Source organism: Variovorax gracilis (assembly GCF_030317115.1).
In the GTDB taxonomy this organism is placed as follows: domain Bacteria; phylum Pseudomonadota; class Gammaproteobacteria; order Burkholderiales; family Burkholderiaceae_C; genus Variovorax; species Variovorax gracilis.
Genome location: NZ_JASZYF010000008.1, coordinates 142,206 through 155,349 on the forward strand (window position 1 = coordinate 142,206; position 13,144 = coordinate 155,349).

Genomic DNA, 13,144 nt, shown 5'->3' on the forward strand with positions numbered 1-13,144 from the left:
CGCTACAGGCCGCGGAAGGCGAACTGCAGTTCGGGCCGCAGGCCGCTGACGATGCGGGCGATGGACTTGCCCGCGCCGAGCGCATTGATCCAACTCGGCGTGCCGGGCGCGGTGTTGAGGAAGAGGTTGGGCAAGCGCGTCTTGCCGATCATCGGCAGGCTGTTGGTGCTCACGGCATGCATCTCGGTCGCGAGGGAGGCCCGCGCCGTATCCGCCGCACCGGGCAGCAGCATCTCGACCCGGCTCAGGATGGCGTTGAAGCGGTCCGAATCCGGCTCGCGATCCTCATCGAGGCCGGCGCGCACGGTGGCGGTGACGCGCAGGTGGTCGCCTTCGGGCGTTTCGATGCGGTTGATGCGCAGCTTGCCTTGCAGGTCGCGCAGCGCGACGCGGGGCGCGCGGGCAGCATCCTTGACCGGTATCGTGACGATGTACTCGCGCACGAAGCTCAGCGGCATGTCGACGCCCAGGTACTCCGCGTGCGGAACGCTCGATGCGCCCAGCGCCAGCACGTAGGCCTGTGCCCGCAGCGTCATCGGCCGGCCGGCGGGGTCGAGCAGTTCGACGCGGTCGATCCGGCCGTCCCGGTCCTTCAGCGACACCACGGTGTGCTTCGTGAGGAATCGCACCCCCGCCGCGCGGCACAGGAAGACCAGGCTGGCGGCGAACTGCGAAGGATCGCGCGCGGGGTCTTCGACCGAGTAGGTGGCTCCTGCGAGTTGGGTGCACATGGCCCGCAGCGCGGGTTCCATGCGCATCGCATCGTCGGGCGAGAACAATTGCTCCTCGCAGCCCAGTTCGGACCAGTGCGGCGCCCGCGCCAGGCGGGCGCGGAAGGCCTCGGGGCAGGTGAAGACGTTCAACAGGCCGCCGACGCGCGAGCCGTGGGGCAACCCCGCCTCATCGCGCAGCACGCGGGCGCTCTTGCGGCTGTAGGCGGCGAGTCGCACGAGGTGTTCGCGCGGATCTCGCTGCGCGCGCGCGCCGATGGCCCGATCAAGCAGTTTGGAGACGCGGCGGCGCATGCCTGCGCGCAGCCGGGCCCATCTGCCTTGCGTACTGCCGATGCGCGTCGAACCGGAGCCGGGGCGATGCGGTGTCGCTGCGCCGTCCTTCGGCGCCACGCGGCCGCGAGCCTTGGCAGCGGGTGTGGCATGCCGGTCGACCACGATCACTTCGTGGCCGAGCTGTTGGAGGTAATAGGCCGATGTGACGCCGAGCAAGCCGGCACCGAGCACAACCACGCGCATGTCCAAATCCTTGTGGGATGACATGAACGGCGGGTGTTGGTGCTCCTTGTGCGGAGCGCCGTGACCCGAGGTTCAGACTGCCGCTCCCCCTGTCTCTGTTACCTGAGAGATTCATCCGGTGCGACCTGCAGCGGACTTGCTCCTTCGGTGCGCCACATGGCGTGGCGTCTCTCCAGTCGGCGATTGATCAATAAGAAGCAGTGACCGAACCGCGAGTGCGGTTCACCTGAGCGTTCATGGGAGTTTGCGCCATCGGTGGGACGCGTGGCGTCCACTTTTCTGCAACCCTCCATTTTATAGAAGAAACCGGTTTCTGTGTGTTTCAGCCCCGGCGCAGACGCGTGAAGAGCTCGAACTCCCAGTTGCGCATGCCCAGCAGCAGGGTGTAGCCCTCGCGCTCCTTGGGGGACAGCTTCTGGTCGGTCTGGTGCTGCTGCGCGAAGTCCTGCGCGACGCGCTGCAGGCGGTCCAGGAAGGCCGGCGCGAGCGACTTGCTGATCGATCCATGCACCAGCAGCAGCCCCTCGGCGGGCCCGTCGAAGCCGCCACGGTAGTAATCGAGCACCACGTTCTCGCGGAAGAAATCCATCACGGGGCCATGAGGGCGCCAGCGAAAGGTCTTGGCCAGCTTCAGCCGGTAGCGGTTCAGCGGGCGCAACTCGATGATGCCGATGCGGTCCAGCTGGGCCAGGTAGCCGATGCACTCGGCCTCGGTGATGCGGTAGGCCGCGACGATCTGCTCCAGCGTCCACTGGCTCAGTACGCAGATCGCCAGCAGCAGCAGCTTCTTGTCCTTGACGACGGCGTTTTCCTGCTCGAGCGTCAGCTCCTTGAGCAGAGGCTGAGCGTCGGCCACACGGCGGGCCAGCTCGGCGAAGTCGATCTTGAGGGCCCGGCAGATGGCGTCGACCCGGGTGAGCGGCATGTCGCCCTTGGCGAGCATCCGTTTGACGCTGGATTCGGCCATGTCCAGCGACTTGGCGAGGTCCCCGTAGGTCATGTGGGCGTTCTTGAGTTCGTTCTTGAGGGCCTGGACCAGGTCGACGGTGGTGCTCATGGGGGAGGCGGGTATTGCCGGTTGATACCGGCAGTGGTGGAAAAGTAGGCCGTATCGATTTTCGATGCCGATCGACGGGTTGACAACCTAGATTCCACCCCAAGCCAACCACCGGAGCCCGCCATGTCCCTGTTGTCCCTTTCCCACCGCGAACGATGCCTGCTGTCGCTGTTCGTCCTGCTCGTGCTGGCAGCGGTCGTGGGGCCGGCGCTTCCGGCGTCCGGGCTCGGTGCGGCGCCCTTCGCCGACACCCATGCCTGGCGCGGCCTCCCGAACGCGATGGACGTGCTCAGCAACCTGCCTTTCGCCGCGATCGGCATCTGGGGCCTGCGTTGGCTGCACTGGCTCGATCGCGCGAACGAGGAAGCCCAGGATGCGGCGCCGCTGCCCCAGGCCGCGTTCCAGCCGCCCGTCAATTCGCTGGATTGCGCCTGGATGTTCTTCGCCGGCCTGATCCTCACGGCTGCGGGATCGGCCTTCTATCACCTGGAGCCCGACAGCATGCGCCTGGCGGCCGACCGCGCTGGCATGGCCGTGGCCTTCGCGGGGCTGGTGGGCTTCGCGGTGTGCGAACGGGTGAGTTCACGTGCCGGCTGGCCGGCTGCCTGGTTCACGCTGGTGGGCGGGCTGCTGGCGGCGGCCATCTGCCACGCGACCGGGAACGCGCTGCCGTGGGTTCTGGTCCAGTTCGGTGGCATGGCGCTGATTGCGGCGCTGGCGCTGACGAAGCCGATGAATGGCGCAATTGGCCTCAAGCTCGGCTGGGTGATCTTCTTCTATATGCTCGCCAAGATGTTCGAGCTGGCGGACCACGCGATCTTCGAAGCGACGCAGCAGTTCGTCTCGGGGCACAGCCTCAAGCACCTGACCGCGGCGCTGGCCGCCCTGCCTGTGCTGCATGCCTTGCAAGCCATGGAGCGGCAAACCCTGCGGCACAATCCGGGCGCCGCCGCCGTGACGGCCTGAGGACCCTGCCAGCAAGGCTCTACGAATGACAACAACCGCCGACGCGTCTTCCTCCAGCGTGCCCGACCCGCATGGGCACGCCAACCAGTTCGCTCTCCTGAGCCAACGGCGCTTTGCGCCTTTCTTCTGGACCCAGTTCGCCGGCGCTGCCAACGACAACCTTTTCAAGTTCGCCTTCACGGTGATGGTGACCTACCAGCTGCAGATCAACTGGATGCCGCCCGCCATGGCGGGCCTCGCGATCGGCGCGCTGTTCATCCTGCCTTTCCTGCTGTTTTCCGCCACCGCAGGGCAGCTCACGGACAAATACGACAAGACGAAGATGATCCGCTTCGTCAAGAACCTTGAGATCGCGATCATGCTGGTTGCCGCGTGGGGGTTCTTCCGGGCGGATGCCGCGGTGCTGCTGGGCTGCGTGTTCCTGATGGGGCTGCACTCGACGCTGTTCGGCCCGGTCAAGTTCGCGTATCTCCCGCAGGTGCTGGATTCCCGCGAACTGACTGGCGGCAACGGCATGGTCGAGATGGGGACCTTCGTCGCCATCCTGCTCGGGCAGGTCGCGGGCGGCCTGCTGGTCGCGCTGCCGCAGGTCGGCCATGCGACCGTGGCCGTCGCATGCGTGCTGTTGGCCCTGGTCGGGCGCGGCGTAGCGCAGGCGATTCCGCCTGCACCGGCCACCGACCCGGGCCTCACGATCAACTGGAACCCGATCAGCGAGACCTGGCGCAACCTCAGGCTGGCGCACGGCAACCTCGTCGTGTTCCGCTCGCTCCTGGGCATCTCCTGGATGTGGTTCTTCGGCGCCGTGTTCCTGAGCCAGTTCCCGAGCTTCGCGAAGGAAGTGCTGCACGGCAACGAACAGGTTGCCTCCCTCCTGCTCGTGGTCTTCTCGGTCGGTATCGGCATCGGCTCGCTGCTGTGCGAGACCCTGAGCCGCCGCCAGGTCGAGATCGGCCTGGTGCCGCTCGGCGCCATCGGCATGAGCGTGTTTGCCATCGATCTGTACTTTGCGTCGCGGGCCCTTCCCGCCCTGGGCGACATGGGGCTGGGCAGCTTCGTGCAGCAGCCTGCCCATTGGCGCGTGATGGCCGACCTGGGCCTGCTGTCGCTGTTCGCGGGCCTCTACAGCGTGCCGATGTACGCGCTGATCCAGCTGCGCAGCCAGCCCACGCACCGTGCGCGGATCATCGCGGCCAACAACATACTCAACGCGCTCTTCATGATCGGCAGCTCGATCATCGCGGGCGCCTTGCTCAAGGCCGGCTTCACGATCCCGCAGATCTTCCTGTTCACCGGCATCGCCAATGCGGTGGTGGCGTTCTACATCTTCATGCTGGTGCCGGAGTACCTGCTTCGTTTCGTGGCGTGGGTGCTCTCCCGCTTCGTCTACCGTTTCGATGTGAAGGGCGACGAGCACATTCCTGCCGAAGGCGCCGCGGTGCTGGTCTGCAACCATGTGAGCTTCATCGATGCGGTGCTGCTGATGGCCGCGAGCCCGCGCCCGATCCGCTTCATCATGGACTACCGCATCTTCCGCGTGCCGGTCCTCGGCTGGCTTTTCAAGCTGGCCAAGGCGATCCCCATCGCGCCACAGAAGGAAGACCCGGCCGCCTACGAAGAAGCATTCGCGCAGGCCGTGCAGGTGCTGCGCGAGGGCGATTTGCTCGCGATCTTCCCCGAGGGCGCGATCACGCGCGACGGCAGCCTCCAGCCCTTCAAGGGCGGCGTGATGAAGATCCTGGAATCCGCGCGTGCCGAAGGCATCGACGCGCCGGTGATTCCGATGGCGCTGACCAATCTCTGGGGCTCGTACTTCAGCCGGGTCGAAGTGCGCGACGGGCAGAACGTCGCGATGGTGCGTCCGTTCCGGCGCGGGTTCTACAGCCGCGTCGGGCTCAACGTGGGCGATGCGATGACCCAGGCCGACGTGCAGCCCGAAGCCTTGCAGCGGCGCGTGAGCGGGCTGCTGAGCGCATGACGGCCGCCTGATGGTCCTTCCCCTTTCGGAAGCGTTCTGGCATTCGCTGACCTGGTTCGGTGACAGCGGCTTCCTGCTGCCCGCCGCGCTGTGGATCGCGGTGTGGCTCGGCATCCGCAACGCCACCCGGCCGTCCGCCCTGCTGTGGCTGCTGCTTTTCGGCACTGCCGGGAGCCTCATCGCCGCATCCAAGATCGCCTTCCTGGGCTGGGGCATCGGGAGTGCCACGCTCAACTTCACCGGCTTCAGCGGCCATACGGCGATCTCGGCCAGCGTCTGGCCGGTCGCATGCTGGCTGACGGTCTCGCGGTGGGAACACCGCGTGCGTGTGGCGGCGGCGTCGATTGGCCTCGTGTTTGCCGCGCTCATCGGCGCTTCGCGATTGGCGCTCTACGCGCATTCCAAGTCGGAAGTCGCGGCCGGCTTCGCACTCGGCGTGGCCGTCAGCGGCATCTTTCTCTGGCAGCAGCATCGCTTGCCGCATCCCCGTGTGAGCTGGACCCTGGTGCTGCTCAGCCTCGCCACACCCATCCTGTTCCTCCGGCCCGGCAACCCGGCGCCGACGCAGGGCGCGCTCGAAGTGATCGCAATGCGCCTGGCCGGCACCGACCGGCCCTACACACGCGCCGACCTGCTCGCGCGACGCCAGAAGGCGCCCGGTATCGAATAGAGATACCGGTGGCGCAGCAAGTCGCCACCGGTGCATTAGTTCACGCCTTGCGGCGGGAGTGCGAAACATCATTCGCGCACTTTCACTTCGCCGCGAGGCTTTCATGCACCCCTTCTCTTCCAACGTCTCCATCCAGCGCGACACGCGTGCCTGGCAAATGCAGGTCTGGATTTCGTTCGGGTTGGCCGTGTTCCTGTGCGCCACCGGCCTGACCTGGCTGCCGGGACAGGCGCTGGATCGAGCCTTCATGGTGATGGGCTACGTGTTCTGCCTGTCGGCGGCTTTCGTGCTCGCGAAGTTCGTGCGCGACAACCAGCGTGGCGCCCCTCTGACGGCAGGCGATACGCCGATGTGGAAGCTGGTCGTCTGGGGCGGCTTCTTCACCGCGATGGGGCTGACCGGCTGGGGCCTGCTGCGGATGGAAATCAGCGAGACATACAAGGCCTTCCTCGGCGTGAGCTGGCTCTTCCTGATCAGCTCGGCCTTCACGCTGGCCAAGACGCTGCGCGACCGCCACGAAGCCGATCTCGCCGAAGCGCGCCTGCAAGGCCGCCGCGAAGCCCGTGCCGAAGCGGGCGCGGACCAATGACCGATCAATCCGTTCACGACCTTTCTCAAGGAGTGCCCACCATGAAGCAGTATCTCGCCACTGTTGTTGTCGCCGTCCTGGCGGCCCTGGCCAACGTGCTCGTTCCGGCAGAGGCTCACGCCCAGAGCGAAGCTTCTGCGTTGTCGATGTTGCCGGTCGCCTCCGTCGTCGGGGCCGCCTCGGTCGCCGGTGCCTCGGCGAGCGCGGTCGTGGCCGTGCCGGCGGCTCTTTCGGTCGGTGGCGCCGTGCTGACCGTGATCGCGGTCGAGGCATCGGTCGACGGCACGGTCTTCCTGCTCGAGCGGGCATCCGACGGAGCCCGGGCCAGCGTGAAGGTGGCGGGCCGGGTGGCCCACGGCGCTTCGGTCGTCGTCGGCTCGACCCTCACGGTCAGCGTGATCGGAACCGGCGTCATCCTGTCGGCGGCGGGCGAAGTGCTGGCGTTCGTGCCCAATGCCATCGGCCGCGCGCTGCTCTACAACGAGAAGCTGTCATGAAGCGCGCGTCCACCAACTTCGGACCCTACGAACGCGAGTACCAGGCCCGCGTGTCACGCTCGCGGCGCCTGCTGAGGACCGCGTTGCAGATGGTCCTGACGGCGGCGGCCGTTGCGCTGGCGGGCGTGTTCCTCTTCCCGCTGAACGCGCATGCGGGCCGGTCGTGCGAGCAGTCGAAGCCGGATGCCGCCGCGCTCATCAAGGGCATGCAGCTGGCGGAACGCACGGCCCGGGAACTCGACGCGGGCGGCGCGCGCGTCGTGGTGCTTGCCCGCGCAGGGCAGGACCTGGGCAAGTACGGGCTGCGCTACTCGCATCTCGGGCTGGCCTACAAGACGGAAACAGGCACCTGGCGCGTGGTGCACAAGCTGAATCAATGCGGCACTGCGGTCGCGACGGTGTACCGGCAGGGTCTGGGCGACTTCTTCCTCGACGATCTCTGGCGCTACGAGGCCGCCTGGGTCGTGCCGACACCTGCCGTGCAGGCGCAATTGCTGGCGGCTCTCAACGAGCCGCCCGCGCGTGTCACCCGGCTGCACACGGCGCACTACAGCATCGTGAGCTATGCCTGGGGCCACAAGTACCAGCAGTCGAACCAATGGGCCGTCGAGACGCTGGCCGCTGCCATGGAGCCGGCAACCATCCGGACCCGCGACCAGGCCCAGGCCTGGCTGCACGTCAAGGGCTATGAGCCGACGACGCTCCGGCTCGGGCCCCTGACCCGGCTCGGCGGCCGCGCCGGCTCGGCCAATGTGGCTTTCGATGACCACCCGAACGAGAAGCGCTTTAGCGACCGCATCGAGACGGTGACCGTCGACTCGGTCTTCGCCTGGCTGCCTCGCGCGGGGCTCGGCGCCGCCCCGGTGGTGCTCAAGCTCTAGACCAGAATCGTGCGATTCACGAACTGAACCTGCAACACGAAAAAAGGAAAGCGATGAGCAAATCCCTGCGCCTGTCCGAAAAATGGTTTCGCCGCGGCCTTTGGCTGGTTGCGGTGGTCTTTGCGAGCTTCCTGATCGGACTGGGCAGCACCATCGTCGGCGATCTGCCGCGTGTCGAACACAGGCTGGAGCTGGACGACTTCATCGACCGGGCCGTCGCGGAGCCGCTGCGCAACACGGTCCGCGATGCCAACCTGGCCGAGCAGCAGGCGACGCGCGAACGCGAGCAGGCCGATCTCAAGCTCCTCACGGCCCAGCAGGCGAGCCGGGCGGCCCGCGAAACCTTCGCGAACTGGCTCGCGACGCGGCGCGCCACGGCGCAACCCGATCAGGACACCGAACTCATCGCCCGCACGAAGGCGCTGGATGCCTTGAAGGCCAAGGAGGACGAAGCGCAGCGCGCGGTGGGTGCGCAGCGCCAGGTCGCGCTGGACGCCCGCCAGTCGCGCCAGCGCGCGCAGCAGCAGCTCGCGGAGCTGGAGAAGGATGCGCATACGAAGCTCGATGCAGAGTACCGCCGCGTCGAGCTGCGCGTGTTCGGCTACCGGCTGGCACTCACGCTGCCCTTGCTGGCGATCGCCGGTTGGCTGTTCGTCAAGAAGCGCAAGAGCACGTGGTGGCCCTTCGTCTGGGGTTTCATCTACTTCGCGCTGTTCGCGTTCTTCGTGGAACTCGTGCCCTACTTGCCCAGCTACGGCGGCTACGTGCGCTACGCGGTCGGCATCGTGGTGACCGTACTCGTGGGGCGCTACGCGATCATTGCGCTCAACCGCTACCTCGCGCGCCAGAAGCTCGCCGAGGCGCAGCCGGACACCGTGCGCCGCAACGAGCTGAGCTATGACACGGCCTTGGCGCGCCTCGCAAAAAGCGTGTGCCCCGGATGCGAACGGCCGGTAGACCTCAAGAATGCCGAGATCGACTTCTGCCCGCACTGCGGCATCGGCCTCTTTGATCACTGCCACGTATGCAAGGCGCGCAAGAGCGCGTTCGCAAAGTTCTGCCACGCCTGCGGGACCGGCGCCACTTCGCCAAGTCCGCCAAGCCCGCCGGATCTGTTGTCTCAGGTCCAGCCGGCGTCCACCACGTAGTTCTGCGCGGTGCACATCTTCGAGTCGTCCGCGGCGAGGAAGAGCGCCATGCTGGCGATGTCCTCCGCCATCACGCGGCCCGGCAGGCACTGGGCGGCGTCGATTTCCGCGCCCGACTCGGGCTTGACCCAGAGCCGCAGCTGGCGCTCGGTCATCACCCAGCCCGGCACGATCGTATTGACGCGGATGTTCTGTTTGCCGAGGTCGCGCGCCAGCGAGCGTGTGAGTCCCTGGATGGCCGACTTGCAGGCCTGGTAGACCGGGTAGCCGGCGCCCTTGATCATCCAGCTGACCGAGCCGAAGTTGATGATCGAGCCGCTGCCGAGTCCGCGCATGTCGTCCGCCACCGCCTGCGCGGCAAAGAACTGGTGCTTGAAATTGACCGCCATGAGCCGGTCGAAATCCTCGCTGGTGACGTCGGCCATGTCGTGGCGGCGGTCGTTGGCCGCGTTGTTGAGGAGCACCTGGATCGGCCCGAAACGCGCACGCACGGCGGCGATGGTCGCGCGCAGCGCGTCCACATTGGTGACATCGCACTCGCTGAACAGCACCTCGTTGTCGGCGCCCAGTTCGGCCGCCAGTGCCTGCCCGGCCTTGACGTCGAGATCGCAGAAGCCGACGCGGGCACCCTGCGCATGGAAGGCGCGAACCAGCGTCTCGCCGATGCCGGAGGCGCCACCGGAAATGAAGACGGTGCGGCCAACGAGCGACGGGTAGCGGGCCGATGGGGCGAGGGAGGTCGATGCGGTCATGAATGGATCCATGCGGGAAGAGGTCGGCCAGGCGACTGCGCGGCCGGCGCGATTTTGACCCTCAACGGTGCCGCGTGCCACCCGTGTGAACGAGAATGCCGCGACACAACGATCGGTGGCGCATCGAATGAACGAGACTCGACCTTTCTCAGCGTCCGAAGCCCTGCTGCAGCTCTCGGCCGGCTCCCTGCATCTGACGCTCGCCCCGGAGATCGGTGGCGCCGTGGCGTCGTTCTACGACGAGCAGGCCGATGGGCGTTTCGATTGGCTGCGTCCCGCGACCGACGACGCCTTGCGCCGGCGCGATCTGTTCGCGATGGCCAGCTTTCCGCTCGTGCCCTGGTGCAACCGCATCCGCGACGGCCGGGCGCATTTCGACGGGCGGGACATCGCGATCGCACCCGGTCACCCTGCGGGCCCTTCGGGCAAGCACCCGCTCCACGGCATTGGATGGCTGCGGCCGTGGCAGGTGGCGCAAGCCTCGTCCTCGCAGGCCCAACTGGTGCTGAAGGTCGAGGCCGATGCGCAATGGCCCTGGCGCTTCGAGGCATCGCAATGGTTCGAACTCGACCCGACGGGGCTCCGCTGCACCGTGACGCTGACCAACCGTGACACGGTGCCGATGCCCGCGGGCATCGGCCATCACCCCTATTTCCCGCATCGCGAAGGCACTCGCCTGCAGGCGTCCACCGGGGCGATGTGGCGGGGCGACGCGGAAGTGATGCCGGCGGCATTGGAAGCGACGACCGAGGTAGGGCAACTGCGTGAAGGCGTGCTTCTCGCCAAACTGGACCTGGACAACAACTTCACCGCTTGGGAGCACCGGGCCCGAATCGAATGGCCCGCGTCATCCCGCACGCTGGTGATGGGCGCCGAGTCGCCGCTCGATTTCTTCGTGCTGTATTGCCCAAGCGGCGCCGATCATTTCTGCGCCGAACCGGTGAGCCAGTGCACGGATGCGATCAACCTGTCGGACCGCCACAGCCCTGAAGAGGTGGGCGGCGCGGTGCTCGCGCCAGGCGAAACGCTGGCGGGGAGCTGGACCCTGCGGGCCGCGTAAACCAATCAGACACCGCGCGCGCGGTCGGCCTTGAACCGGGCGCGAAACTCCGCGAAACGCCCCGCCTCGAGCGCCTCGCGAATCTCGCGCATCAGGTTCAGGTAATAGTGCAGGTTGTGGATGGTCGTGAGCATCGGCCCCAGCATTTCGCCGCACCGGTCGAGATGGTGCAGGTAGGCGCGGCTGAAGCCGTCGCGGCCGCCGTCGTTCCACGCCACCCCCGAGGCGCCAGCGCAGGCGTGGCAGGTGCAGCTCGGGTCGATCGGCTGCGGGTCGCTCTTGTGGCGCGCGTTGCGCATCTTGAGGTCGCCGAAGCGCGAGAAGAGCGTGCCGTTGCGCGCATTGCGGGTCGGCATCACGCAGTCGAACATGTCGACGCCTTGCGCCACGCCTTCGACCAGGTCTTCCGGCGTGCCGACGCCCATGAGGTAGCGCGGCTTGTGCGCCGGCAGCTTGTGCGGCGTGTGCGCCATGATGCGCAGCATCTCGTCCTTGGGCTCGCCCACGCTCACGCCGCCGATCGCATAGCCGGGGAAGTCCATCTCGACCAGTTGGGCCAGCGATTCCTCGCGCAGGTTCTCGAACATGCCGCCCTGCACGATGCCGAAGAGGGCGTTGGGGTTTTCGAGCTTCGCGAACTCGGCCTGGCAGCGACGGGCCCAGCGCAGGCTGAGTTCCATCGACTTGCGCGCTTCGGCCTCGGTCGTCACGTGGCCCTGTGTGTCGTAGGGCGTGCACTCGTCGAACTGCATGACGATGTCGCTGTTGAGGATGGTCTGGATCTGCATCGAGACCTCCGGCGTGAGGAAGAGCTTGTCGCCATTGACCGGCGACGCGAACTTCACGCCTTCCTCGCTGATCTTGCGCATTGCGCCCAGCGACCAGACCTGGAAACCGCCCGAGTCGGTCAGGATGGGCTTGCTCCACTTCTCGAACTGGTGCAGGCCGCCGAAGCTCGCCATGACGTCGAGGCCGGGGCGCATCCAAAGATGGAAGGTGTTGCCCAGGATGATCTGCGCGCCCATCTCTTCGAGGCTGCGCGGCATCACGCCCTTGACGGTTCCGTAGGTGCCCACCGGCATGAAGATCGGGGTCTGCACCACGCCGTGGTTCAGCGTGAGCGTGCCGCGCCGGGCGTGGCTTGCCGGGTCGTTGGCGAGGAGTTCGAAGTTCAGCATGGTGTTCAGTTCTTTCGTGCCAGGAGCATCGCGTCGCCGTAGCTGAAGAAGCGGTAGCGCTCGCGGATCGCGTGGGCGTACAGCGCCATCACTCTTTCGTAGCCCGCGAAGGCGCTGACCAGCATCATGAGCGTGCTCTTGGGCAGGTGGAAGTTGGTGACGAGCAGGTCGACGTGCTCGAACGCGAAGCCCGGCGTGATGAAGATGCGCGTGTCGCCCGTTGCCTCGCCGCTCTTCGCCCAGGATTCGAGCGTGCGAACGGTGGTCGTGCCCACGGCGACGATGCGGCCGCCGCGCGCTTTCGCGTCGGCGATGGCGCGCTGCGTGGACGTCGGCACCTCGTAGCGCTCGGCATGCATCGTGTGCTCGGCGATGTTCTCCGTCTTGACGGGCTGGAAGGTTCCGGCGCCGACGTGGAGCGTGACATTGGCCCGCTGCACGCCGCGCGCTTCGAGCTCGCCCAGCAGCGCGTCGTCGAAATGCAGTGCCGCCGTCGGCGCGGCGACCGCGCCCGGTACGCGCGCGAACACGGTCTGGTAGCGGCTCTCGTCATCCGACGAATCGGTGTGCGTGATGTACGGGGGCAGCGGAACGTGGCCACAGCGGGCCATCAGCGCGTAGGGGTCTTCGCCGGACGGGCTTTCGAAGCGGAAGCGGAAGAGGGCGCCGTCTTCCTCGGGCCACCGGCCCAACAGCGTCGCGCTGAAGCCACCGACCATCGCGAGCGTGGTGCCGACTGGCGGCTTCTTGCTGACCTTCATGTGCGCGACGACTTCATCGCCCTGCAGCACGCGCTCCACCAGCAGTTCCAGCTTGCCCCCCGTGGGCTTTTCTCCGAAGAGGCGTGCCTTGACGACGCGCGTGTCGTTGAACACGAGCAGGTCGCCGGCGCGCAGCAGCGAGGGCAGTTCCCTGAAGATCCGATCGACCGTGGGGTCGGCGGTGCCGTCGAGCAATCGGGAAGCGCTGCGTTCGGTGGCGGGGTGCTGGGCCACCAGTTCGGGCGGCAGGTCGAAATCGAAATCGGAAAGCGTGAAGGCGCGCATGGTGCTTGAGGGCCGGACGGGCCCGTGCCAAGGAGGCGTAAGGGATGGGGTCGAAGAGGCGGGCAGAATTGT

13 protein-coding genes and 2 riboswitches are annotated in these 13,144 nt (G+C 67.0%); of the genes, 8 read left to right on the forward strand and 5 right to left on the reverse strand.

All coding sequences use genetic code 11. The features are described 5' to 3' along the window. Nucleotides 1-2 precede the first annotated feature (2 nt). Both QTH97_RS17565 and QTH97_RS17570 read right to left on the reverse strand, forming a co-directional pair. Nucleotides 3-1,250, reverse strand: coding sequence for an FAD-dependent oxidoreductase (locus QTH97_RS17565; protein ID WP_286569663.1), 1,248 nt, complete (start codon nucleotides 1,248-1,250; stop codon nucleotides 3-5). 79 nt (nucleotides 1,251-1,329) lie between these two features. Beyond that, a riboswitch (glycine riboswitch) is annotated at nucleotides 1,330-1,436 on the reverse strand. A 22-nt stretch (nucleotides 1,437-1,458) separates the two neighbouring features. Further along, a riboswitch (glycine riboswitch) is annotated at nucleotides 1,459-1,542 on the reverse strand. A gap of 30 nt (nucleotides 1,543-1,572) precedes the next feature. Beyond that, a complete protein-coding gene (locus tag QTH97_RS17570; RefSeq protein WP_286569664.1) occupies nucleotides 1,573-2,307 on the reverse strand; it encodes a helix-turn-helix domain-containing protein in 735 nt (244 codons plus the stop codon). Nucleotides 2,308-2,430: 123 nt separating this feature from the next. Here QTH97_RS17570 and QTH97_RS17575 point away from each other — a divergent pair, with 123 nt between their 5' ends. The 7 genes from QTH97_RS17575 (at nucleotide 2,431) to QTH97_RS17605 (ending at nucleotide 9,036) form a co-directional block, all read left to right on the forward strand. Then, on the forward strand, nucleotides 2,431-3,273 hold the full coding sequence (locus QTH97_RS17575; RefSeq protein WP_286569665.1) for a hypothetical protein: 843 nt from the start codon (nucleotides 2,431-2,433) through the stop codon (nucleotides 3,271-3,273). A gap of 25 nt (nucleotides 3,274-3,298) precedes the next feature. Beyond that, entirely contained in the window at nucleotides 3,299-5,251 is a 1,953-nt protein-coding gene (locus QTH97_RS17580; protein ID WP_286569666.1) for an MFS transporter, read from the forward strand. A gap of 10 nt (nucleotides 5,252-5,261) precedes the next feature. Continuing rightward, entirely contained in the window at nucleotides 5,262-5,921 is a 660-nt protein-coding gene (locus tag QTH97_RS17585) for a phosphatase PAP2 family protein (protein ID WP_286569667.1), read from the forward strand. 103 nt (nucleotides 5,922-6,024) lie between these two features. Further along, the gene (locus tag QTH97_RS17590; RefSeq protein ID WP_286569668.1) at nucleotides 6,025-6,510 is read left to right on the forward strand and encodes a YiaA/YiaB family inner membrane protein; all 486 of its coding nucleotides are present in this window, start codon (nucleotides 6,025-6,027) and stop codon (nucleotides 6,508-6,510) included. 41 nt (nucleotides 6,511-6,551) lie between these two features. Then, nucleotides 6,552-7,007 (forward strand): hypothetical protein, encoded by a 456-nt coding sequence (locus QTH97_RS17595; RefSeq protein ID WP_286569669.1) that lies wholly within the window; start codon nucleotides 6,552-6,554, stop codon nucleotides 7,005-7,007. Between the two features lie 89 nt (nucleotides 7,008-7,096). After that, nucleotides 7,097-7,888: a DUF2145 domain-containing protein gene (locus QTH97_RS17600; protein WP_286569829.1), complete on the forward strand. Its 792-nt coding sequence runs from the start codon at nucleotides 7,097-7,099 to the stop codon at nucleotides 7,886-7,888. Between the two features lie 53 nt (nucleotides 7,889-7,941). Then, a complete protein-coding gene (locus QTH97_RS17605; protein WP_286569670.1) occupies nucleotides 7,942-9,036 on the forward strand; it encodes a serine endopeptidase in 1,095 nt (364 codons plus the stop codon). On the opposite strand, the gene QTH97_RS17610 is transcribed toward QTH97_RS17605, so the two are convergent. Continuing rightward, nucleotides 9,009-9,788 carry an SDR family NAD(P)-dependent oxidoreductase gene (locus QTH97_RS17610; protein ID WP_286569671.1) on the reverse strand — a complete coding sequence of 260 codons (780 nt, stop codon included), beginning with the start codon at nucleotides 9,786-9,788 and terminating at the stop codon, nucleotides 9,009-9,011. The two genes, QTH97_RS17605 and QTH97_RS17610, sit on opposite strands and share 28 nt — an antisense overlap. Before the next feature lie 127 nt (nucleotides 9,789-9,915). On the opposite strand from QTH97_RS17610, the gene QTH97_RS17615 reads away from it, so the two are divergent. After that, on the forward strand, nucleotides 9,916-10,848 hold the full coding sequence (locus QTH97_RS17615) for an aldose 1-epimerase (RefSeq protein ID WP_286569672.1): 933 nt from the start codon (nucleotides 9,916-9,918) through the stop codon (nucleotides 10,846-10,848). 5 nt (nucleotides 10,849-10,853) lie between these two features. Here the strand turns inward: QTH97_RS17615 and tgt are convergent, their stop codons facing one another. Both tgt and queA read right to left on the reverse strand, forming a co-directional pair. Next, nucleotides 10,854-12,026, reverse strand: a complete 1,173-nt coding sequence (gene tgt / locus QTH97_RS17620) for a tRNA guanosine(34) transglycosylase Tgt (RefSeq protein ID WP_286569674.1) — start codon at nucleotides 12,024-12,026, stop codon at nucleotides 10,854-10,856. Between the two features lie 5 nt (nucleotides 12,027-12,031). Beyond that, complete coding sequence (gene queA / locus QTH97_RS17625; RefSeq protein WP_286569675.1) at nucleotides 12,032-13,072, reverse strand: tRNA preQ1(34) S-adenosylmethionine ribosyltransferase-isomerase QueA; 1,041 nt, start codon at nucleotides 13,070-13,072, stop codon at nucleotides 12,032-12,034. Nucleotides 13,073-13,144: the final 72 nt, after the last annotated feature.